The 19,626-nt window shown below is 68.5% G+C and carries 22 protein-coding genes; 8 read left to right on the top strand and 14 right to left on the bottom strand.

Features of this window, described 5'->3' with window-relative positions; all coding sequences use genetic code 11:
- Positions 1 to 20 precede the first annotated feature (20 nt).
- Both C6A87_RS26580 and C6A87_RS26575 read right to left on the bottom strand, forming a co-directional pair.
- A complete protein-coding gene (locus C6A87_RS26580; protein WP_311114970.1) occupies positions 21 to 194 on the bottom strand; it encodes a CsbD family protein in 174 nt (57 codons plus the stop codon).
- Between the two features lie 133 nt (positions 195 to 327).
- A complete protein-coding gene (locus tag C6A87_RS26575; protein WP_311114969.1) occupies positions 328 to 1,413 on the bottom strand; it encodes a zinc-dependent dehydrogenase in 1,086 nt (361 codons plus the stop codon).
- Between the two features lie 190 nt (positions 1,414 to 1,603).
- On the opposite strand from C6A87_RS26575, the gene C6A87_RS26570 reads away from it, so the two are divergent.
- Both C6A87_RS26570 and C6A87_RS26565 read left to right on the top strand, forming a co-directional pair.
- On the top strand, positions 1,604 to 3,586 hold the full coding sequence (locus C6A87_RS26570; RefSeq protein WP_311114968.1) for a PTS mannitol transporter subunit IICBA: 1,983 nt from the start codon (positions 1,604 to 1,606) through the stop codon (positions 3,584 to 3,586).
- Positions 3,587 to 3,596: 10 nt separating this feature from the next.
- Positions 3,597 to 4,355 carry a DeoR/GlpR family DNA-binding transcription regulator gene (locus C6A87_RS26565; RefSeq protein ID WP_311114967.1) on the top strand — a complete coding sequence of 253 codons (759 nt, stop codon included), beginning with the start codon at positions 3,597 to 3,599 and terminating at the stop codon, positions 4,353 to 4,355.
- Here the strand turns inward: C6A87_RS26565 and C6A87_RS26560 are convergent.
- From C6A87_RS26560 to C6A87_RS26550, 3 genes are read right to left on the bottom strand one after another with little or no spacing between them, the layout of a single operon-like run.
- On the bottom strand, positions 4,342 to 4,995 hold the full coding sequence (locus C6A87_RS26560; RefSeq protein ID WP_311114966.1) for an SGNH/GDSL hydrolase family protein: 654 nt from the start codon (positions 4,993 to 4,995) through the stop codon (positions 4,342 to 4,344). The genes C6A87_RS26565 and C6A87_RS26560 overlap by 14 nt on opposite strands.
- 9 nt (positions 4,996 to 5,004) lie before the next feature.
- Positions 5,005 to 5,346: a hypothetical protein gene (locus tag C6A87_RS26555; RefSeq protein WP_311114965.1), complete on the bottom strand. Its 342-nt coding sequence runs from the start codon at positions 5,344 to 5,346 to the stop codon at positions 5,005 to 5,007.
- 30 nt (positions 5,347 to 5,376) lie between these two features.
- A complete protein-coding gene (locus tag C6A87_RS26550; protein WP_311114964.1) occupies positions 5,377 to 6,294 on the bottom strand; it encodes a nitronate monooxygenase in 918 nt (305 codons plus the stop codon).
- Between the two features lie 70 nt (positions 6,295 to 6,364).
- Here C6A87_RS26550 and C6A87_RS26545 point away from each other — a divergent pair, with 70 nt between their 5' ends.
- The gene (locus tag C6A87_RS26545; RefSeq protein ID WP_311118090.1) at positions 6,365 to 7,390 is read left to right on the top strand and encodes a dihydrodipicolinate reductase; all 1,026 of its coding nucleotides are present in this window, start codon (positions 6,365 to 6,367) and stop codon (positions 7,388 to 7,390) included.
- On the opposite strand, the gene C6A87_RS26540 is transcribed toward C6A87_RS26545, so the two are convergent.
- Positions 7,381 to 7,755 (bottom strand): hypothetical protein, encoded by a 375-nt coding sequence (locus C6A87_RS26540; protein WP_311114963.1) that lies wholly within the window; start codon positions 7,753 to 7,755, stop codon positions 7,381 to 7,383. The two genes, C6A87_RS26545 and C6A87_RS26540, sit on opposite strands and share 10 nt — an antisense overlap.
- Positions 7,756 to 7,845: 90 nt before the next feature.
- On the opposite strand from C6A87_RS26540, the gene C6A87_RS26535 reads away from it, so the two are divergent.
- Positions 7,846 to 8,190: a DUF732 domain-containing protein gene (locus C6A87_RS26535; RefSeq protein ID WP_311114962.1), complete on the top strand. Its 345-nt coding sequence runs from the start codon at positions 7,846 to 7,848 to the stop codon at positions 8,188 to 8,190.
- Here the strand turns inward: C6A87_RS26535 and C6A87_RS26530 are convergent, their stop codons facing one another.
- Both C6A87_RS26530 and C6A87_RS26525 read right to left on the bottom strand, forming a co-directional pair.
- Positions 8,191 to 8,649: a lipoprotein LpqH gene (locus tag C6A87_RS26530; protein WP_311114961.1), complete on the bottom strand. Its 459-nt coding sequence runs from the start codon at positions 8,647 to 8,649 to the stop codon at positions 8,191 to 8,193. It abuts the gene before it with no gap.
- Between the two features lie 102 nt (positions 8,650 to 8,751).
- Positions 8,752 to 9,216 carry a lipoprotein LpqH gene (locus C6A87_RS26525; protein ID WP_311114960.1) on the bottom strand — a complete coding sequence of 155 codons (465 nt, stop codon included), beginning with the start codon at positions 9,214 to 9,216 and terminating at the stop codon, positions 8,752 to 8,754.
- Positions 9,217 to 9,272: 56 nt separating this feature from the next.
- On the opposite strand from C6A87_RS26525, the gene tgt reads away from it, so the two are divergent.
- Both tgt and C6A87_RS26515 read left to right on the top strand, forming a co-directional pair.
- Positions 9,273 to 10,481 (top strand): tRNA guanosine(34) transglycosylase Tgt, encoded by a 1,209-nt coding sequence (tgt, locus tag C6A87_RS26520; protein ID WP_311118089.1) that lies wholly within the window; start codon positions 9,273 to 9,275, stop codon positions 10,479 to 10,481.
- A 108-nt stretch (positions 10,482 to 10,589) separates the two neighbouring features.
- The gene (locus C6A87_RS26515; RefSeq protein ID WP_311114959.1) at positions 10,590 to 11,822 is read left to right on the top strand and encodes a cytochrome P450; all 1,233 of its coding nucleotides are present in this window, start codon (positions 10,590 to 10,592) and stop codon (positions 11,820 to 11,822) included.
- Here C6A87_RS26515 and C6A87_RS26510 read toward each other — a convergent pair.
- On the bottom strand, positions 11,809 to 12,732 hold the full coding sequence (locus C6A87_RS26510; protein ID WP_311114958.1) for a LysR family transcriptional regulator: 924 nt from the start codon (positions 12,730 to 12,732) through the stop codon (positions 11,809 to 11,811). The two genes, C6A87_RS26515 and C6A87_RS26510, sit on opposite strands and share 14 nt — an antisense overlap.
- A 99-nt stretch (positions 12,733 to 12,831) precedes the next feature.
- On the opposite strand from C6A87_RS26510, the gene C6A87_RS26505 reads away from it, so the two are divergent.
- Together C6A87_RS26505 and C6A87_RS26500 are read left to right on the top strand one after the other, a co-directional pair.
- Positions 12,832 to 13,596: an SDR family NAD(P)-dependent oxidoreductase gene (locus C6A87_RS26505; protein WP_311114957.1), complete on the top strand. Its 765-nt coding sequence runs from the start codon at positions 12,832 to 12,834 to the stop codon at positions 13,594 to 13,596.
- 10 nt (positions 13,597 to 13,606) lie between these two features.
- Entirely contained in the window at positions 13,607 to 14,224 is a 618-nt protein-coding gene (locus C6A87_RS26500) for a hypothetical protein (RefSeq protein WP_311114956.1), read from the top strand.
- Here the strand turns inward: C6A87_RS26500 and C6A87_RS26495 are convergent.
- The 5 genes from C6A87_RS26495 to C6A87_RS26475 all read right to left on the bottom strand — a co-directional run bounded on the left by C6A87_RS26495 (position 14,202) and on the right by C6A87_RS26475 (position 19,613).
- A complete protein-coding gene (locus C6A87_RS26495; protein ID WP_311114955.1) occupies positions 14,202 to 15,563 on the bottom strand; it encodes an FAD-dependent oxidoreductase in 1,362 nt (453 codons plus the stop codon). The genes C6A87_RS26500 and C6A87_RS26495 overlap by 23 nt on opposite strands.
- 25 nt (positions 15,564 to 15,588) lie before the next feature.
- On the bottom strand, positions 15,589 to 16,344 hold the full coding sequence (locus tag C6A87_RS26490; protein ID WP_311118088.1) for an amino acid ABC transporter ATP-binding protein: 756 nt from the start codon (positions 16,342 to 16,344) through the stop codon (positions 15,589 to 15,591).
- Between the two features lie 28 nt (positions 16,345 to 16,372).
- On the bottom strand, positions 16,373 to 17,836 hold the full coding sequence (locus C6A87_RS26485; RefSeq protein ID WP_311114954.1) for an ABC transporter permease subunit: 1,464 nt from the start codon (positions 17,834 to 17,836) through the stop codon (positions 16,373 to 16,375).
- Between the two features lie 44 nt (positions 17,837 to 17,880).
- Positions 17,881 to 18,765, bottom strand: a complete 885-nt coding sequence (gluQRS, locus tag C6A87_RS26480; protein ID WP_311114953.1) for a tRNA glutamyl-Q(34) synthetase GluQRS — start codon at positions 18,763 to 18,765, stop codon at positions 17,881 to 17,883.
- Positions 18,766 to 18,848: 83 nt separating this feature from the next.
- Positions 18,849 to 19,613 carry a GntR family transcriptional regulator gene (locus C6A87_RS26475; protein ID WP_311114952.1) on the bottom strand — a complete coding sequence of 255 codons (765 nt, stop codon included), beginning with the start codon at positions 19,611 to 19,613 and terminating at the stop codon, positions 18,849 to 18,851.
- Positions 19,614 to 19,626: the final 13 nt, after the last annotated feature.

The following is a 19,626-nucleotide window of genomic DNA, read 5'->3' as shown; positions in this document are numbered from 1 at the left end:
CAGGCCGCTGCTGTCGCGGATTACTTCTTGAACGCGTCCTTGACCTTCTCGCCGGCGTCTTTGAGGCTGGACTTGGCCTGGTCGAGCTTGCCCTCGTTCTCGGTGCTCTTGTCACCGGTGAGCTTGCCCATGCCTTCCTTGGCCTTACCGCCGAGGTCGTCGATCTTGTTGCTTGCCTTGTCGTCGGCACCCATGTGCGTTCCTTCCGCCGTGCATCACGGCCCAGATTTGGGCCATGCAGGGTGGGTACCTTCGCGCCCCGATTTCAAAACACCGCCACGGTGTGAACGACCTCGCAAACCCTGGGCGCCGACTGTGCAGCAGACGTCAGACCCCGGCGGGCAGTTCGGCCGGGGCCGGTTCCACCGTCACCTTGATCGCCTCGCCGTTCTTGACGACCTGGAACGCGTCGAGCACGTCGTCGAGCGGGATGTGCCGCGTGATCAGGTCCTTGACCGGCACCTGCCCGGTGGAGATGTATTCGAGCGCCCGCTTGTTGTGTTCGGGGGCCGAGCCGTTGGCGCCGTGGATGTGCAACTGGCGGTAGTGCACGACGTTGGAGTCGCAGGTGATCGTCGGGTTGTTCTTGGGCAGGCCGCCGAAGAACGAGATCCGCCCGTTGCGCGCGGCCATCGCGATCGCCTGCTCCTGGGCGACGTTGGCCGCCGTCGCGGTGATCACCACGTCGGCGCCCCGGCCCGCGGTCAGTTCCATGACCCGTTCCACCACGTCGACCTCGGCGCCGTTGATGGTTTCGTCGGGGGACACCGCGTCGGCCGACATCTGCAGCCGGGCGGCGTTGACGTCCACCAGGTACACCGGTCCGCACTTGTGCACGCCGCGGGCGATGCGGATGTGCATGCAGCCGATCGGGCCGGCGCCGAACACCACCACCGTGTCACCCTCTTCGATGCCGAGCAGTTCCTGCGCGTTGATCGCGCAGGCGAACGGCTCGGCGGCCGAGGCCTCGTCGTAGCCGACGTTGTCCGGAATCCGGTTCAGTCCGTCGACTTTGAGCACCTGCCGCGGCACGATCATGAACTCGGCGAAGCCGCCGTCGTACTGGTAGCCCATCGAGGTCTGGTTCTGGCACACCGCCATCCAGCCCTTGCGGCACTCGTGACACTCGCCGCAGGGCACCGCGGCGATCACCTGGACGCGGTCACCCGGCTGCCAGTTGCTGCCGTAGGTGGAGTTGACGTCGGCGCCGACCTCGACGATCTCGCCGGCGATCTCGTGGCCGATGGTGCGCGGCGGGGTCAGGTTCTGATGGCCGTTGTAGAAGATCTTGACGTCGGTGCCGCAGGTCGAGCAGTTGCGGACGCGCAGCTTCACCTCGTCGGGCGCGCAGGTCGGTTCCGGGACGTCTTCGAGCCGGACGTCTTCGGGGGCGTAGAAGCGCAGAGCCTTCATGGGGACAGTCCTCTCGACGGGTGTGCTTTTCAACACTGTATCCGGCAGTCGGGCATAAAACCACCGGAATTTATGACCGATTGTGACCGAGTGCTTGCACTAGTGCCCGTTTATGCGGTGTACTGGGCTCAGAGCCATTGTGACCGGCATCACCGCACCGGCCGCGCCCAACCGAATCGGAGGACCTGGGATGTCGCAAGCAACTGTCGAGGACGCACCCGCGCGGACCGGGGTGCGGGTGCGGGTGCAAAAGCTGGGCACTGCGCTGTCGAACATGGTCATGCCCAACATCGCGGCTTTCATCGCGTGGGGCCTGATCACCGCTCTGTTCATCGAGCAGGGCTGGCTACAGGGAATCTTCGCAAACCTGCGGGATCCCGACGGCTGGGTCGCCAAGATCGGCGGCTGGGGCGCCTACGACGGCGCAGGCATCGTCGGCCCGATGATCACCTACCTGCTACCGATCCTGATCGGTTACACCGGCGGGCGGATGATCCACGGCAACCGCGGCGCGGTGGTCGGGGCGATCGCGACGGTCGGCGTGGTCACCGGCGCGGACGTGCCGATGTTCCTCGGCGCAATGATCATGGGCCCGCTCGGCGGCTGGTGCATGAAGAAGCTCGATGCGTTGTGGGAGGGCAAGATCCGGCCCGGCTTCGAGATGCTGGTCGACAACTTCTCTGCCGGCATCCTCGGGATGGTCCTGGCCATCTTCGGTTTCTTCGGCATCGGGCCGATCGTGTCCTCGTTCACCCGCGCAGCCGGCAGCGCTGTGGACTTCCTCGTCGAGAACGACCTGTTGCCGCTGACCTCGATCCTGATCGAGCCGGCCAAGGTGCTGTTCCTCAACAACGCGATCAACCACGGCGTACTGACCCCGCTGGGCACCACGCAGGCGCTGGAGACCGGCAAGTCGATCCTGTTCCTGCTGGAGGCCAACCCCGGTCCCGGGCTCGGACTTCTGTTGGCGTTCATGTTCTTCGGCAAGGGCGCCGCCCGCGCGTCGGCCCCGGGCGCGGCGATCATCCAGTTCTTCGGCGGCATCCACGAGATCTACTTCCCGTACGTGCTGATGAAGCCCAAGCTCATCATCGCCACCATCCTCGGCGGCATGACCGGGGTGTTCATCAACGTGCTGTTCGGCTCGGGCCTGCGTGCCCCGGCCGCGCCGGGGTCGATCATCGCGGTGTACGCCCAGACCGCCAGCGGCAGTTTCCTGGGCGTCACGCTGTCGGTGTTCGGAGCGGCGGCGGTGTCGTTCGTGGTGGCCGCGTTGCTGCTCAAGACCGACCGTGCCACCGACGAGCCGGACCTGGCCGCGGCCACCGCCGAGATGGAGTCGCTCAAGGGCAAGAAGTCCAGCGTCGCAGGTGCTCTGGCCGGAGCGGGCGCGGGCCGGACCGGACCGATCCGCAACATCGTGTTCGCCTGCGACGCCGGCATGGGCTCGTCGGCGATGGGAGCGTCGGTGCTGCGCAGGAAGATTCAGCAGGCCGGTTTCAACGACGTCAAGGTCACCAACTCGGCGATCTCGAATCTGACCGACAACTACGATCTGGTCGTCTCACACCGTGACCTGACTCCGCGCGCCCGCCAGCGGACCGGCTCGGCCGCGCACGTCTCGGTCGAGGACTTCATGAACAGCCCGCGCTACGACGAGATCGTCGAGCAGCTCAAGAAGACCAACGGCGAGGGCGGTGCGGCGCCGGCCGAGGTCGAGGACACCGCCGAGGCCCCGAACGAGGATGTGCTGCCACTGGAGTCGATCGTGTTGTCTGGCAAGGCGAAGTCGTCCGCCGGTGCGATCGACGAGGCCGGGCACCTGCTGGTCACCTCGGGTGCGGTGGAGCCGGCCTACGTCGACGCGATGCACGAGCGGGAGTCCTCGGTCTCCACGTTCATGGGCAACGGGCTGGCGATCCCGCACGGCACCAACGAGGCCAAGGACACGATCAGGCACACCGGACTGTCCTTCGTGCGCTACTCCGAACCGATCGACTGGAACGGCAAGCCCGCCGAGTTCGTCGTCGGCATCGCCGGGGCGGGCAAGGACCACATGGCGCTGCTGACCAGGATCGCGCAGGTGTTCCTCAAGCCCGACGAGGTCGCCCGGCTGCGGCAGGCGACGACCGCGGAGGAGGTCAAGGCGATCTTGATGACCGCCGACAAGTAGCCTGACGCAGGTGGATTCCGAGACCCGCCAGAGCCGGATCGTCGAATTCGCCCGCACCCGTGGGCGGGTGGACGTCGTCTCCCTCGCGACCGAACTGGACGTCGCCAGCGAGACGATCCGTCGCGACCTGAAGGTACTGGCGGGTCGTCGCCTGCTCAAGCGGGTGCACGGCGGCGCGGTCCCGCTGGAGACCGCCGCGTTCGAGTCCGGCGTCGAATACCGCAGCCAGGTCGACCTGGCCCAGAAGCACCGCATCGCGGCGGCCGCCACCGAGCTTCTGCACGGCGCCGAAACCGTCTATCTGGACGAAGGTTTCACGCCGCGGCTGATCGCCGAGCGGTTGGCCGAGCAGGAGCTCACGGTGGTGACGTCCTCGCTGCTGGCGGCCGAGGCCCTCGCACACAGTCGCACCGTCACGGTGCTGCTGCTCGGCGGCCGGATGCGGGGCAGGACGCTGGCCACCGTGGATCACTGGGCGGTCGACATGCTGAACAGCCTGGTGATCGACGTGGCTTACCTTGGCACCAACGGGATTTCCCTCGAGCACGGACTGACCACTCCGGATCCCGCGGTCGCCGCGGTGAAAAGCACCGCGGTGCGGGTGGCCCGCAGGCCCGTGCTGGTGGCGGCGCACTCGAAGTTCGGCGAGAGCAGCTTCTGCCGGTTCGCCCGCATCGGTGACTTCGAGGCGATCGTGACCGGCCAGGAGCTCGGCGCCGAGGAGGCGCGACGCTACGAAGCCCTCGGCCCAGTGGTCATCCGAGCCTGAGCACCTGTTCGCGCAGCGCCTCGCCGAGCGCCCGGTTGTTCTGCTCGGTGAAGTGGATGCCGTCCTCGCCGTCGGTGGAGATCACCGAACCGGCGTCGAAGAACGGCACTTTCACGAACGACGCCATCGCGGCGTACACCTCGGCCAGTCGGGCGGTCTTGTCGTGCGCGCCTTCGAAGATCTGCTGGAACCACGGGTGCGGCATGGGTGCCAGCGGCGGCGGGGCCACCACCAGCACCTTGGGTGCCGGATAGCCGGTGCCGACCCCGCCCGCGCTGGTGAGCACCTGAGTCACCAGCACCGACATGCCCAGCGCCACGTCGAGCGGTGTCCGGTGCAGATAGGCCTTGGTGTCGTTGGTGCCCAGCATCAGGATCACCACGTCCAGCGGGAGATGGCTCGCCAGACACGCAGGCAGGTACTTCGAGCCGTTGAGCCGGGGATCGGTCGGGTCGTCGGCGGTGGTGGTGCGTGCCGAAAGGCCCTCTTCGATCACCTCATAGTCCTGGCCCAGCCCGTCGGCCAGCACACCGGTCCACCGCTTGTCCCGCGGGTAGCGTTCGGTGGGCATCCCGTCGGCGACGGGAACCCACCCCCAGGTCAGCGAATCACCAAAGCACAGAATCCGTTTCGGGGCCATTCGGCCACGTTAGTCCTCGATGATGCGGTCGGCCTCGTCATCTCCGGGAACCGCTTCCTTCTCGTCGTCGTCGACGACGGTGAAGAACGAGTCCCCGTCTTCGGGGGTTCCGTCGATTTGGCCGCCTGTGTGGCGGGTGGGCCGTTCGTCGGACGGGCTGCCTGCGGGCGTCACATCGGGAACTTCGGCGGCGAGTTTCTCGTCGAGGGTTTCGTCGACCTCGGCGTCGATCCACTCCTCGGGCGGGTCGACGACGATGTCGCCGTCGTCGTTGCGGACCTCGTCGGAGTCCAGGGATTCACTGGGGCTCAGCGTGTCGTCAGGACCCGGGTCGTCGTAGTCGCCATCCATACCGGGGAGAGTGCCCCGTCGGCGGGGCGCTCAACCGAGCCGGGCGCGGGCGCCGTCGAGCACCCCTTCGATGTCGCCCCAGGTGTGCCGCACGATGTCGGCGACAGGCTGCAGGTCGGTGATCCGCGAGGACACCTGGCCGGTGTTGGCCACGCTTGCCTCCAGGTCGCCGCCGAAGTACAGGTCGGTGATCCGGCCCAGCAGCTGCGCGTCGGCGGGGTGCTCGTCGATCCGCGACGCCAGCCCGGTGCGCAGCACCCGCATCGTCGGATTGCCGGGGACGTCGAGCAGCACCGTCCCGGCGTCGTCGGCCGCGACGATCGCGTCCTTGAAGTTGGCGTGCACGGCGGCCTCGACGCTGGCCAGCATCCGGGTGCCCATCTGCAGCCCCTCGGCGCCCAGCACCACGGCGGCCGCGCCGGAGCGGGCATCGCACATGCCGCCGGCGCAGATGATCGGCAGGTCCACGCGCTCGGCGATCAGCGGCAGCAGCACCATCGTGGACGCGCCGAGCGCGGACTTGAATCCGCCGCCCTCCACTCCTTCGACGACCAGCGCGTCGACTCCGGCGTCAGCGGCCTTCTGTGCGCCTCTGAGCGATCCGACGACGTGCACCACGGTCATCCCGGCGTCGTGCAACCGGGCGGTGAACAGTGCCGGGTCGCCGGCGGAGGTGAACACGTGCCGCACCCCGGCGGCGACCAGCACGTCGACGATCGACGGGTCGCGCTTCCAGCCCTGGATCATCAGGTTCGCCGCAACCGGCCGGTCGGTCAGGTCGCGCACCCGCAGCAGGTCCGCGCGTCCCTCGGGGGTCAGCGTCTCGATCATGCCGAGGCCACCGCCCTCGGACACCGCGGCCGCCAGCTCGGCCCGCGCGATGTAGGTCATGGGCGCCTGCACGACGGGGAACTGCACGCCGAACAGTCGTTGAACGCGATTGGTCACGGCGCCATCCTGCTACGGTCCGGCTGTGTATCGGGTGATTCAGTGGGGCACAGGTGCTGTCGGGTCGGAGATGATGACCGCCATCCTCGATCACCGCGACGACATGGAGCTGGTCGGGGCCCGCGTGTACTCCGCCGACAAGGACGGCGCTGATCTGGGGGAGTTGCTCGGCCGGGAGCCGGTCGGGGTGGTCGGTACGACCGACGTGGACGCGATCCTCGCCCTGGACGCCGACTGCGTGCTCTACACGCCCCGCACCGCGCACGTCGACGACGTGTGCGCGCTGCTGTCCAGCGGGAAGAACGTGGCCACCACGGCGTTCATGTTCCATCCCCGGCGGATGGACCCGACGGACCGCGACCGGGTACTCGCCGCATGCGAACGGGGCCGAAGCACGGTGCACGGCAGCGGTATCAACCCCGGCAATCTGTCCGGGGTGCTCCCACTGGCCCTGTCGGGGATGAGCCGCACGATCGAGAAGATCACCCTGCAGGAGCGGGCCGACTGGTCGGTGTACGAGAGCACCGGCATCACGTTCGACAACATGGCCTTCGGGCGGCCGGTCGATTCCATCAGCCCGACCGCCACCGACTTCCTGGCGTTCAACAGCTCGATCTTCACCGAGCAGGTCTGGTTCCTCGGCGACGCGCTCGACGCCGACCTGGACGAGGTTACGGCTACCGTGGAAGCCGTTGCGGCGCAACAGGACCACCAGATCTTCGATCACCTGCTGCAGGCCGGGACCACGGCCGGACAACGCTGGGTGTGGAGCGGTCGACGGGACGGGCAGGTGCTCGTGGAGATCGAGACGCTCTGGACGGTGGGCAATGAGTATCCCGGCCACTGGCCCAAGCCCAGGCACGGTTGGACCCTGACCATCGAGGGGGATCCGTCGATGCAGACGCACTTCTTCTCGCTGGCGAGCTTCGACCGGGCCGCGAGCATGGCTGAACACGTGCGGTCGGCGAACGTGGCGACCGCGATGCAGGTGCTCAACGCGGTGCCCGCGGTGTGCGAGGCACCGCCGGGTTTCGCGACGAGCGCGACGCTGCCGCTGATCCGCAGCGGCAGCGGCTTCGGGCGACGTCAGCCGTAGAACATCACCCAGTAATCGGCGGACCAGGCGCCGCGGTCGCATTTGAGCGGCACCCCGTCGGGGCTCTGCGCCACCCCGGTCGCGTCGCCGCACACCGACCGCAGGGTCCGGACCCCGACCAGCGGCGGGAACGACACCCACTGGCTCTTCGAGTTGCACGCCAGCGTGTTGCCGGAGCCGTCGAGCCCGAAGTTGTAGCGCGTCTTCTGGTTGCAGCGCTCGCCCAGTTGCGCGTCGTGCGCGACGAACGGGACGCAGCCGGCCCCGTCGCACGTGCTCGGCGTCGCCGAAGCGGGCCCGGCGACCGACACCGTCAACGGCGCGGCCAGCACACCGGCGATTGCCCACGCAGCCATCCACTTCATGGGCTACACCCTAAGTGGAGGTGCCGTGGTCGTGGGCAGCCTTGTGGGCATTTGCTGTCGGGGGCTGCGGCGGTGGGTAAGGTCTGGCCTATGAAAACGCTGATCGGGGTGTTGTCGGCGGGCTTGCTGCCCTTCGCCACGCTGGTAGCGGCGCCCGCGGCGCACGCCGACACCGTCGCCTATCTGGTCAACGTCCACGTCCGTCCGGGATACAACTTCCCGAACGCCGACGCCGCCATCGGGTACGGCCAGACCATCTGTGACCGCGTCGCGGCCACGATGGGCTACCGCGAACTGGTGAACCAGGTGAAGACCGACTTCCACACCACCGACTACTACCAGGCGGGTTACCTGATCAATCAGGCCGTCAACGAACTCTGCCCGGCGCAGATCTGGCAGTTGCGGCAGTCCGCCGCCGGTTACACCGGTAACTGACTACGGGCAGGTCACCTCGATCTCGAACGGCTTGTTAACCGGCTGCATCGGGTTGGCCATGTCGACGCCGGTCGCGGTGCCCGAGATCTTGTAGGTCTGGCCGTCCTTCTCGGCGCTTGCCTCACCCTGGCCTGCGCCGCTCTGGAAGCCGAGGGTCACCCCGTTGACGTTGCCCAGGCCGACCGACACGACGGTCGGTTCGTCGCCGGTGCTGACGACCGCGCCGATCCCGGTGGTCGCGTCGCCGATCGCGATGTTGGTGTTGCCGCCCATGTCGGAGCACACGACGGTGCCCTGCACTTCCTGGTCGGCACCGTCGATGGTGACGGTGCTCCTGCCCTCGGCGGCCGCCGCCTGCGACGTCTCTCCCGACGTGTCCGACTTGTCCGATCCGCAGCCCGACAGGCCGACCATGACGATCGCTGCGCCGCCCACGGCGGTGAGGATTTCGCGCTTCATCGCGGCTCTCCTTCGTATCGTGCGATTCGCCGAGACCGGCGGATCATCTCTCGCAGTATGGCCACACAACCTCAGGCCCACACGTCACTTTTGGGTTGCAGCTCAGCACGCGACCTTTATCTGGAAGTCCCCTGTGGTGCGGAAGCTGGGGTTGTCGGTGTCGAAGCCGTCGGCGGTGCCTTGGATGTCGTAGGTGCGCCCGGTCATCGTCACGGTCGCGTCGCCGCCGAGGCCCTGGTTGTAGCTGCCGGTGAAGCCGCCGAGGTCGCGGATCCCGACCTCGCGGACGATGAGTTCGTCCTCGCTGGAGATCGTCGCCGAGATGCCGGAGGCCTCGGGGTCGTGCGGGTCGCCGGTGTTCATCATCGTCAGCGTCCCGGCCGGGTCGCACCGCACCGAATCGGTGGTTCCGGCGTCGCGGCCGTTGATCGTCACCTGCGCGGTTCCCGCCACCAGCGCCCCGGGCGGGGGCTGGAACTCCGGCGTCGGCGACGAGCATCCGGCGAGGACCGGGACGGTCAGGAGGGTCGAGCTCAGTACGGCGGCCAGAGACCTGCGTGTCAACACAGTGCAGAATCTACGGCGTGCCTGACCACCCGCTTCGCGCTGATCCCTTCTTCTCGGTGACCGCCGACCTGCCCGGCCGGGCAGGCCGCGCCGGCGTCATCCGGACGCCGCACGGAGACATCCGGACTCCGGCGTTCATCGCCGTCGGCACCCAGGCCACCGTCAAGGCGGTCCTGCCTGAGACCATGAAAGAGCTTGGCGCCCAGGCTGTCCTGGCCAACGCCTACCACCTCTACCTGCAGCCGGGGCCTGACATCGTCGACGAGGCAGGCGGGTTGGGGGCGTTCATGAACTGGCCGGGCCCGACGTACACCGACAGCGGCGGCTTCCAGGTGATGTCGCTGGGCGTCGGGTTCAAGAAGGTGCTGGCGATGGACACCTCACGGGTCCAGGCCGACGACGTGATCGCCGAGGGCAAGGAGCGGCTGGCCCACGTCGACGACGACGGGGTGACCTTCCGCTCGCACCTGAACGGGTCCATCCACCGGTTCACCCCGGAGGTGTCGATCGGCATCCAGCATCAACTCGGCGCCGACATCATCTTCGCGTTCGACGAGCTGACCACGCTGGTCAACACCCGCGACTACCAGGAACGCTCGGTGCAGCGCACCCACGAGTGGGCGGTGCGCTGCCTGACCGAGCATCGCCGGCTGTCCGTGGAGCGCGCGCACAAGCCGCCGCAGGCGCTGTTCGGAGTGGTGCAGGGCGCTCAGTACGAGGACCTGCGCAGGCAGGCCGCGCGCGGGTTGACGCAGATCGTGGACGAGGACGGCCGCGGGTTCGACGGGTACGGCATCGGCGGGGCGCTGGAGAAGCAGAACCTGGCCACGATCGTCGGCTGGGTCAGCAGCGAACTGCCCGACGACAAGCCGCGCCACCTGCTCGGAATCAGCGAGCCCGACGACCTGTTCGCCGCGGTGGAGGCCGGCGCCGACACCTTCGACTGCGTGTCGCCGTCGCGGGTGGCCCGCAACGCCGCGGTGTACTCGGCCGACGGCCGCTTCAACATCACCGGGGCGCGCTACCGGCGCGACTTCACCCCGATCGACCCCGAGTGCGACTGCTACACCTGCGCGCACTACACCCGCGCCTATCTGCACCACCTGTTCAAGGCCAAGGAGATGCTGTCGGCGACGTTGTGCACGATCCACAACGAGCGGTTCATCGTCCGGCTGGTCGACCAGATCCGGGAGAGCATCCCCGAGGGCCGGTTCGACGATCTGCGTGAGCACGTGCTGGGCCGGTACTACGCGAACAAGCCCTGAGCGCACGACTGTGGGGCCTGTGCACGCCGGTCGGCGGAATGGCGTGCACAACCCCCACACTGGACCTCACCTGACCTGCACGCTTTTGAACGTGTGCACAATAAGTGCATGACGACCGCCTCGGAAACGCAGTCGCTGCTGCTGCAGATGCTCGCGCCCGACCGGCGAGCGGATCCGTACCCGGTCTATGAGCAGATCCGCGCGCACGGGCCGATGCAGCTGCCGGCCAACAATCTGACGGTGTTCTCGTCCTACGCCGATTGCGACGAGGTGCTGCGCCACCCGGATTCGGCGAGCGACCGGCTGAAGTCCACGGTGGCCCAGCGCGCCATCGCCGACGGCGCCGAGGAGCGCCCGTTCGGGCCGCCGGGGTTCCTGTTCCTGGATCCGCCCGACCACACCCGGCTGCGGCGCCTGGTCAGCAAGGCGTTCGTGCCCAAGGTCGTCAGGGCTCTCGAGCCCGACATCGTCGCGCTGGTCGACGGGTTGCTGGAGGAGGCCGCCGGCGGCGCGGAGCCGTTCGAGGCTATCGAGGGTCTGGCGTATCCGCTTCCGGTCGCGGTGATCTGCCGGCTGCTCGGGGTGCCGCTGGAGGACGAGCCGGAGTTCAGCGCAGCCTCGGCACTGCTGGCCCAGTCCCTGGATCCGTTCATCACCGTGACAGGTGCCGCCGGCGACGGGTTCGAGGAGCGCATGCAGGCCGGGCTCTGGCTGCGGGATTACCTGCGTGGCTTGATCTCTCGCCGCCGCCGCGATCCCGGCGACGACCTGATGTCAGGGCTGATCCACGTGGAGGAGTCCGGCGACCAGCTCACCGAGGACGAGATCGTCGCGACCTGCAACCTGCTGCTGGTGGCCGGACACGAGACGACGGTCAACCTGATCGCCAACGCCGCACTGGCGCTGCTGCGCAACGACGGCCAGTGGGCCGCGCTGGCCGCCGATCCGGACGGGGCCGGCGTGGTGATCGAGGAGACCCTGCGCTACGACCCGCCGGTGCAGCTGGTCGGACGGATCGCCGGCGAGGACATGACGATCGGGGGAAGCGTCACGGTCCCGAAGGGCGACAACATGCTGCTGCTGACCGCGGCCGCGCACCGCGACCCCGACGCGGTCGAGCGGCCCGACGAGTTCGACCCCGACCGGCCGGTGATCCGCCATCTCGGCTTCGGCAAGGGCCCGCACTTCTGCATCGGCGCACCGCTGGCCCGGCTGGAGGCCACCGTCGCGCTCACCGTGCTGACGTCACGGTTCCCCAATTCCACGCTGGCCGCCGAGCCCGTCTACAAACAGAACGTGACGCTGCGCGGCATGTCGACGCTTCCGGTCAAGCTGGGGTAGCACCTGCGGTCAGGGCCGCGGTGCGCACCGTCGATCTCAACCAGCGGTGCCGGCGGTCGTTGTCGTAGGCGGGATGCCACACCATGCGGTAGGTCAGCCGCCGAACCTCCGCCGGTGCCTGCAGGATGCGCACACGGTGACCGGCCGGCCACTGTCGGGCGAGGCTCGCGGGAATCGTCGCGACGAGATCGGTCCCGGCCAGTATCAGCGGGACGACGGAGTGGTAGGGCACGGTGACCATCGCCCTTCGTCGTAAACCCCGTTCCTGCAGGGGTAGATCGACGTCGGGCTGGAGTCCGTCGGTCACATCGATCACGAGATGCCGAAGGCGGCAGTACTCCGCGAGCATCAGCGCCGGCCCGGTGGCCGGGTGATCGGCGTCCACCACGCAGACGAACTGCTCGGTCAGCAGGTCGGCCGCCGAGAGGTCACCCGACGAATGCACGCCGAAAAGGCCGAGTTCGACACGGCCCCGGTGAATCGCCTCGGCCATCGAGTCATACCGCCAGCTGTGGAAACGCACCCCGGAGCCGGGAGATTCGTGCATCAACGTGGCGCAGATCGCGGGCCCGTACGTCTGCACGGCGAAGTCGGTGCCCGCGAGGTGGATCTCTGTCGTCGAGACTGCGGGATCGAAGTCGTCGGGGGACACCAGCGCCTCCAGAGCCGGGAGCACGCCTTCGAGTTGGTCCCGCAAGATCTGGGCGCGTGCGGTGAGCCGATAGCCGTCACGCTCGCGGATGAGCAGCGGGTCGCCGAGCAGGGACCGAAGTCGTTGCAGCGCACGGCTGGTCGCCGGCTGGCTGAGGCCGAGCCGGGCCGCCGCGCGCGAGATGTGGCGTTCCTCGAGGAGTATGGCCAACGCGGGGACGAGGTTGAGGTCCGCGCGCAGCGTATGCAGCACATGCATAGTGCTGATCATAGAAATGCATGAGGAATATGGACGGGATTGTGCAACCGTCGTGTTGTCGAGCGTGAGGACACCGCCACAACAGGAGGGACGACCGCGATGAACATCAGCGGCAACACCATCTTCATCCCCGGAGCGACGAGCGGCATCGGCCTGGCGCTGGCCAACGCGCTCGCCGACCGCGGCAACACCGTCATCATCGGAGGTCGGCGTGCCGAACTTCTCGACAAGATCGCCGCGCAACGCCCGGAGTTCGGCACCGTGCTGGTCGACACCAGCGACCCGGCCTCCGTGCGGCGCGCCGCCGACGAGGTCATCGCGAAGCACCGGGAGCTCGATGCCCTCATCGCGATGGCGGGGATCATGAAGATCGAGGACTGGCATCACCCCGACGGATTCCTCGCCTCGGCGGAGTCGGTGATCACGACCAACGTCCTGGGCCCGATCCGCCTGATCGCCGCGTTCATCGAGCACCTGCAGAGCCGTCCGTCGGCCACCGTCGTCACGGTCTCCTCGGGATTGGCGTTCACCCCGTTGAAGGCCACGCCGAGCTACAACGCTTCGAAGGCCGCGATCCACATACTCACCGAGTCCGTCCGAATGCAACTCGCGGACACCACCGTGCAGTTCATCGAACTCGAACCACCGTCGGTCGCAACGGATCTACTTCCCGGGCAACGAGAGAGCGACTTTGCCATGCCGCTCGACGACTTCGTCGCCGAGGTCATGCATATCCTGGAGTCGCAACCGGACGTCAAGGAGATCCAGGTGGAGCGGGTGAAGTTCCTGCGCTTCGCCGAGGCGCGCGGGGAATACGACGACGTGGTCGCCGCGGTCAATTCCGCGGACCCGCACGGAAATTGAGAGCAATGCCATGGAACAGCTGATCATCCTCGTCACCGGCGCGTCCAGCGGATTCGGCCGGCTCGCCGCGGAGGCGCTGGCCGATTCCGGCCACACGGTCTATGCGTCGATGCGGGGAACCATCGGACACAATGCCGCACAGGTGGATTCGATCGCAGAGCCGCCCTATCGGGGACCCTATTTCGCGGCGAAGGCGGCCTTGGACGCACTGGCCGTGACCTACGCCCGGGAGCTGGCGTTGTGGGGGATCGAGACGTCGATCATCGTCCCCGGCGCCTTCACCGCTGGAACCAACCACTTCGCCCACGCAGGCAGCCCCGCCGATACCGGGGTGGCCGAGGCCTACGAAAACGGGCCGTACTCGGGGTTCGCCACCCGGGTGCAGGGGGCTTTCGACGCGATCATGCCCGCGGACGCCGATCCGGCCGCCGTGGCGCGGGCCGTGGTGTCGGTTGTCGGGACACCTCACGGGCAGCGGCCGTTCCGGGTGCACATCGATCCCGCACAGGACGGGGCGGACGTGGGTTTTGCGGTGACGGACCGGCTGCGGGCCGAGATGCTGCACCGGACCGGACTCGACGAACTGCTCCGAGTGGCGAGTCCGACTAGCGCGTCAGCGCCGCGATGACCTCGGCCGCCGCCCGCTCACCGGCCTGCACCGCGCCCTCCATGTAGGCGCTCCACTCGGTGGCGGTGTCGGTCGAGGCCCAGTGGATCGGTCCGATCGGCGGGGTCAGCGCCGGCCCGTAGGCGGTCCACACCAGCGGCCCGCAGTTGGCGTTGTAGCAGCCGCGGGTCCACTGCCGGTCGCTCCACTCGCCGTCGACGTAGTGCGCGGGGTGGGCGGCGCGCGACCCGAAATGGCGCACCAGTTCGTCGGTCAGCGCGGCACGTCGCTCCTCGGCAGACCATCGGGTGTGGACGCGCGCCTGCTCGCCTTCGAGGAACAGCAGGATCACGCCGCGGTCGTCGCCCGGGACGCAGGTGTCGTTGGACATCCGGGCCGGACCGACATCGGAGATGAGTTGGCCGTTCAAACCGTCGGCGCGCCAGAACGGCTCGTCGTAGACGAAGAACGCCTTCATCGCCGACGAGTTCGGCATCCGCTGGGTCAGTTGGTCGCGGTAGCCCGGCAGCGGCGGGTCGTACATGATCCGTCCTGCCAGCATCGGGGACACCGCGACGATGACGCGCCGGCCGCGGGCCGCCCGTCCGCCCCGGCAGTGCACGGTGACGCGGTCGGGGCCGTGCTCGATGAGCTGTACCGGGGCGTCGAGCACCAGATGCCCGGACAGCATCGCCGCCAGCCGTTTCGGGATCTCTGCGGTGCCGCCGACGAACCGGGTGGTCTGGGCGCCGCCCTCGGACTCGGCGAACAACTCCGAGGTCACCCCGCAGGTCTGGATCGTGAAGAGCAGGTGCAGAAACGACACCTCCACGGTGGGGACGGCCAGGATCCCGACCGTGCAGATCTCCAGCAATGTGCGGGCCACCGGGGACAGTCCCTGCGCGTCGTACCAGGCTCCGGCGGTGACGGCGTCCCACTCGGCAGCCTGCGGCGCCGTCCACGGCGCGGCCGGGTCGACCTGCGCGGCCAGTTCGTCGAGCCGGTGCAGCACCGTGGTCAGTTCGGCCAGCTCGGCGGCGAATCTGTCGTGAAACTCGTTGCCGCGCAGCACACCTGCACCGGCGAACTCGTAGGTGGTCTCGCCGTCGTCGTACTGCGGGTAGGTCTCGACGCCGAGCTCGGCGGCGAGCGCGAACATCCGGTGGTGGGTGTCGCCGATCCACTGCGCTCCGAGGTCCACCGGCAACCCGGCCAGATCCTCGGTGAGGATGCGCCCGCCGATCCGGTTGTCGGCCTCAAGGATCAACGGGGTCAGTCCCGCGGCCAGGACGCTGCGCGCGGCGATCAGCCCGGACAGCCCTGCCCCGACGATGAGGACATCGGCCTCGTGGCGTGCCATGCCCGTCACTGTCTCACGGCGGCGGCTACAGCGGGTTGAGGATGCGCTGCAGGAACTGGCGCGTCCGTTCCTCCTTCGGATCGCCGAGCACCGCAGCCGGCGGGCCCTGCTCGAGAATCACGCCCTGGTCGAGGAACAGCACCTGCTCGGAAACCTGACGGGCGAACTGGATCTCGTGGGTGACCACCACCATCGTCCAGCCCTCGAGCGCCAGATCCCGGATGACGCCGAGGACCTCGCCGACGAGTTCGGGGTCCAGCGCCGAGGTCGGCTCGTCGAACAGCACCACCTTCGGCGTGAGCGCCAGCGCACGGGCGATCCCGACCCGCTGCTGTTGCCCGCCCGACAGTTGGAACGGGTACTGGTCCCGCTTGTCCCGCAGGCCCACCTGGTCGAGCAGTTCCAGCGCCTGCGCCTCGACCTCCTCGCGGGGCCGCTTCTGCGCGACGAGCGGTCCCTCGGTGACGTTCTGCAGCACGGTCTTGTGCGGGAACAGGTTGTGCGACTGGAACACGAAGCCGCTCTGGGCGCGGTAGCGGCGCAGTTCGTCCCTGGGCACCGGTCGGCCGAAATCGATCTCGACGTCGCCGACCTTGATCACCCCGGAATCGGCGACGTCGAGCGCGTTGAGCGTGCGTAGCAGCGTGGTCTTGCCCGAGCCAGACGGGCCGATGACCGCGGTGGCCGTGCCGCGCGGCACCGCGAACGACACGCCTTTGAGTACGTCGAGCGACCCGAAGGACTTACGCACATCCCGGGCGACGATCCGGTCTTCGGTCATCATCTTCTATTCCTCGCGCAAGCGCTCGTCATCTCGCCACATACCTTTCCAGTCGGTGCTCGAACCGCGCCTGCCCGAACGACAGCACCAGGCAGATCACCCAGTAGTAGACGGCCGCCGTGCCGTAGAGCGCGAAGAACTCGTAAGTGGGTGCGGCGATGATCTGGGCCTGGCGCAGCAGCTCGGTGACCAGAATGGTGGAGGCGAGCGAAGTGTCTTTGACGAGCGAGATCAGCGTGTTCGACAGCGGCGGCACGGCGACCCGGGTGGCCTGGGGCAGGATGATCCGTCTCAGCGCACCGGTGTAGTTCAGGCCGATCGTCTCCGCCGCCTCCCACTGTCCCTTCGGGATGCTCTGGATCGCCGACCGGATGATTTCGGCGGCGTAGCCGCCGACGTTGAGGCTGAACGCGATGACCGCCGCCGGGAACGGGTCGATCCGCACGCCGAACTCCGGCAGCGCGAAGAACACGATGAACAGCTGCACCAGCAGCGGGGTGCCCCGGATGACCGAGATGTAGAAGCGGGCGGCGTTGGACAGCAGCACATTCGGTGACAGCCGGGCCAGCGCGACACCCAGCGCGATGACCAGGCCGATGGCGAAGCTGATGAGCGTCAGCGGGATGGTCATGGTGAGCGCGGCCTTCGCCAGCGGCCACAGGTTGTCCAGCACCAGCCGCAAGGCCGAGCGGGGCTGCGCCTGCGGGGCGTCCTCGCCGCCGGATACATCGGTGCGCAGGTACTTCTCGGAGATCGCGCTCAGCGTGCCGTCGGTCTTGAGTTCTTCGATCGCGGTGTTGAGGTCCGGCAGCAGGCCGCTGTCCTTGCGCGCGGCCAGCCCCTGCTCGCTCTTCTCGCCGGTGGTGCCTGCGATCTTCACCGCCGTGTCGCCGGTCTCGGCCAGGTAGGCGTAGACCGACAGGCTGTCGTTGACCACCACGTCCACCCGGCCCTGGCTGAGCAGCGCCATCGCCTGGGTGAGGCCTTCCACCGATTCGATCTGCGCACCGGCGTCGCGGGCCACCTGCGCCCAGTTACTGGTGGTGCTCTGCGCGGCGCGCTTGCCTCGCAGATCGTCCAGTGAAGTGATCGAGTCGTCGTCGGCGCGGGTGACGATCACGCCCTCACCGATCGAGTACGGCTCGGACAGGTCGTATTTCTCCTGGCGCTCGGGAGTGATCGTCACCTGGTTGGCGACGACGTCGAAGCGGTCGGCCTCCAGCGCGGCGAAGATCGAGTCCCACGGCGTCTCGACGAATTCGACGTCGACGCCCAGCTTCTCGCCGACCGCGCGGGCGACGTCGACGTCGTAGCCGGTGAGCTCGCCGGTGGCCGGGTCGTGGAAGCTGAACGGCGCGTACACGCCCTCGGTGCCGACACGCAGCACGCCGCTGGACTCCACCGCGTTCCCGGGCTCCGAGGAACCGCACGCGCTCAGCAATACGGCGACCGCGGCCAGCACCGCGAACAGGATCCTGCGTGGGTAGCGCATCGGCGGACCGTAGCAACCCGGAGGCCTCAGCTGAAGGGTTCTGCTCACCCGGGGCGGTATACCCACGGAGCGCGGGGCAACCGCACCGGATCGAACTCGTCGAGCATGCCCTCGACGGTGCGTGCGGAGTACCCGAGCGAGTCGGCGATCTGCGCCACTGCTTCGGACACCCCGATCTCGGCCAGCGTCACCGCGCCGTCACGTTTGGCCAGCCGCGCGCCGTCGGGGTTGAGCACCAGCGGCACGTGCGCGTACACCGGCACGGGATGGCCGAGCAGCCGGGCCAGGTAGGCCTGCCGCGGCGAGGACGCCAACAGATCGTCGCCGCGCACCACCTGGTCGATCCCGGATGCCGCGTCGTCGACGACCACGGCCAGGTTGTAGGCGGTCACCCCGTCGCCGCGGCGCACCACGAAGTCGTCGACCAGGCCGGTGTAGTCCCCGTGCAGTACGTCGTGCACGGTGAAGGTGATGGTGTCGGTGCGCAACCGCAGCGCGGGCGGCCGGCCCGTCTCCTGCCTGCGCTTCTCCCGTTCGCTGTCGGTCAGGTCGCGGCAGGTCCCCGGGTAGGCGCCTTCCGGAGCGTGCGGCGCGCGCGGCGCCTGAGCGATGTCCTTTCTGCTGCAATAGCATTCGAACAGCAGGCCGCGTTCGGCCAGTTCGGCGACGACGGCGTCGTAGCGTTCGCGGTGCTGCGTCTGCCAGGTCGCGGGTTCGTCCCAGGTGAGACCGATCGCGGCGAGATCGGCCAGTTGCCGTTCGGCGATGCCGGTGTCGGTGCGGTCGTCGAGGTCCTCCACCCGCATCAGGAACCGGCGGCCGCTCGAGCGGGCGAACAGCCACGCCAGCACCGCGGTGCGCAGGTTGCCGATGTGCAGGTCCGCCGAAGGGCTGGGCGCGAACCTGCCTGCGCCGGGGAAGTCGGTCACCGGTACCACTTTGCCCGCGAGCGTGCGGTCACGGTAGCCGCCGCGCGTGAACCACTACCGGGAATGCACGTTCGCGAGGGGTCTCAGGCCTGGCTCTGCAGCGCGACCGATGCGGCGGCCACCGAGGGCGTGCCGCCGACGCCGCGACCCTGTGCGGTGACCGCGAGCCGGGTGCGATCACCGCGGAACAGGTCGCGGGAGAACTCGCACGGGGTGTCGTGCTGGTCGTAGGTGATGCGGGTGATCAGCAGCAGCGCCGACTTCGGTTTCACGCCGAGCAGGCCGGCCTCTTCCGGTGTGGCGTTGACGGCCTCGATGCGTTCGTCGGCGCGGGCGGTGACCACCCCGTACTCGCTCTCCAGGATCTCGTAGAGGGACCCCCCGAGCTGCTGCTCCAGCAGGCCCGGGAACGCCTCGGCCGGGAACTGGGCCAATTCCAGCGAGATCGGTGAACCATCGGCCAGGCGCACCCGGTGGATCTCGATGACGAAGTCGTCGGGGCCGATGTTGAGCGCCTGCTGGGTGGTCGGGTCGGGCGCGGCGATCCTGGTCGAGAGCACCCGGGTGCCCGCGACGTAGCCCTGGCTGGCCAGAAACGCCGGGACCCCGACCACGTCGGTGAGGCTGCGCTGCACCTGGGCGTGGCTGATGAAGATCCCGCCCGAGCGGCCGATCACCCGGTCGACGAGCCCGGCCTCCTCCAGCGCGGCCAGCACCTGGCGCAGGCTGGAGCGGCTGGTCCGGTACCGCTCGGCGAGTTCGCGCTCGCTGCCGAGCTTGGTGCCGGGCACCCCGGCGTTGATGTCGGCCACGATCCGGCGCCGCAGGTCCTCGGTCTGGGTCGCCACCGGACCTCCTCAC

Source organism: Mycobacterium sp. ITM-2016-00317, from assembly GCF_002968295.1.
Lineage (GTDB): Bacteria > Actinomycetota > Actinomycetes > Mycobacteriales > Mycobacteriaceae > Mycobacterium.
The sequence above is the reverse complement of the archived record's forward strand: the minus strand, read 5'-3'. Positions and strand labels throughout refer to the sequence as shown.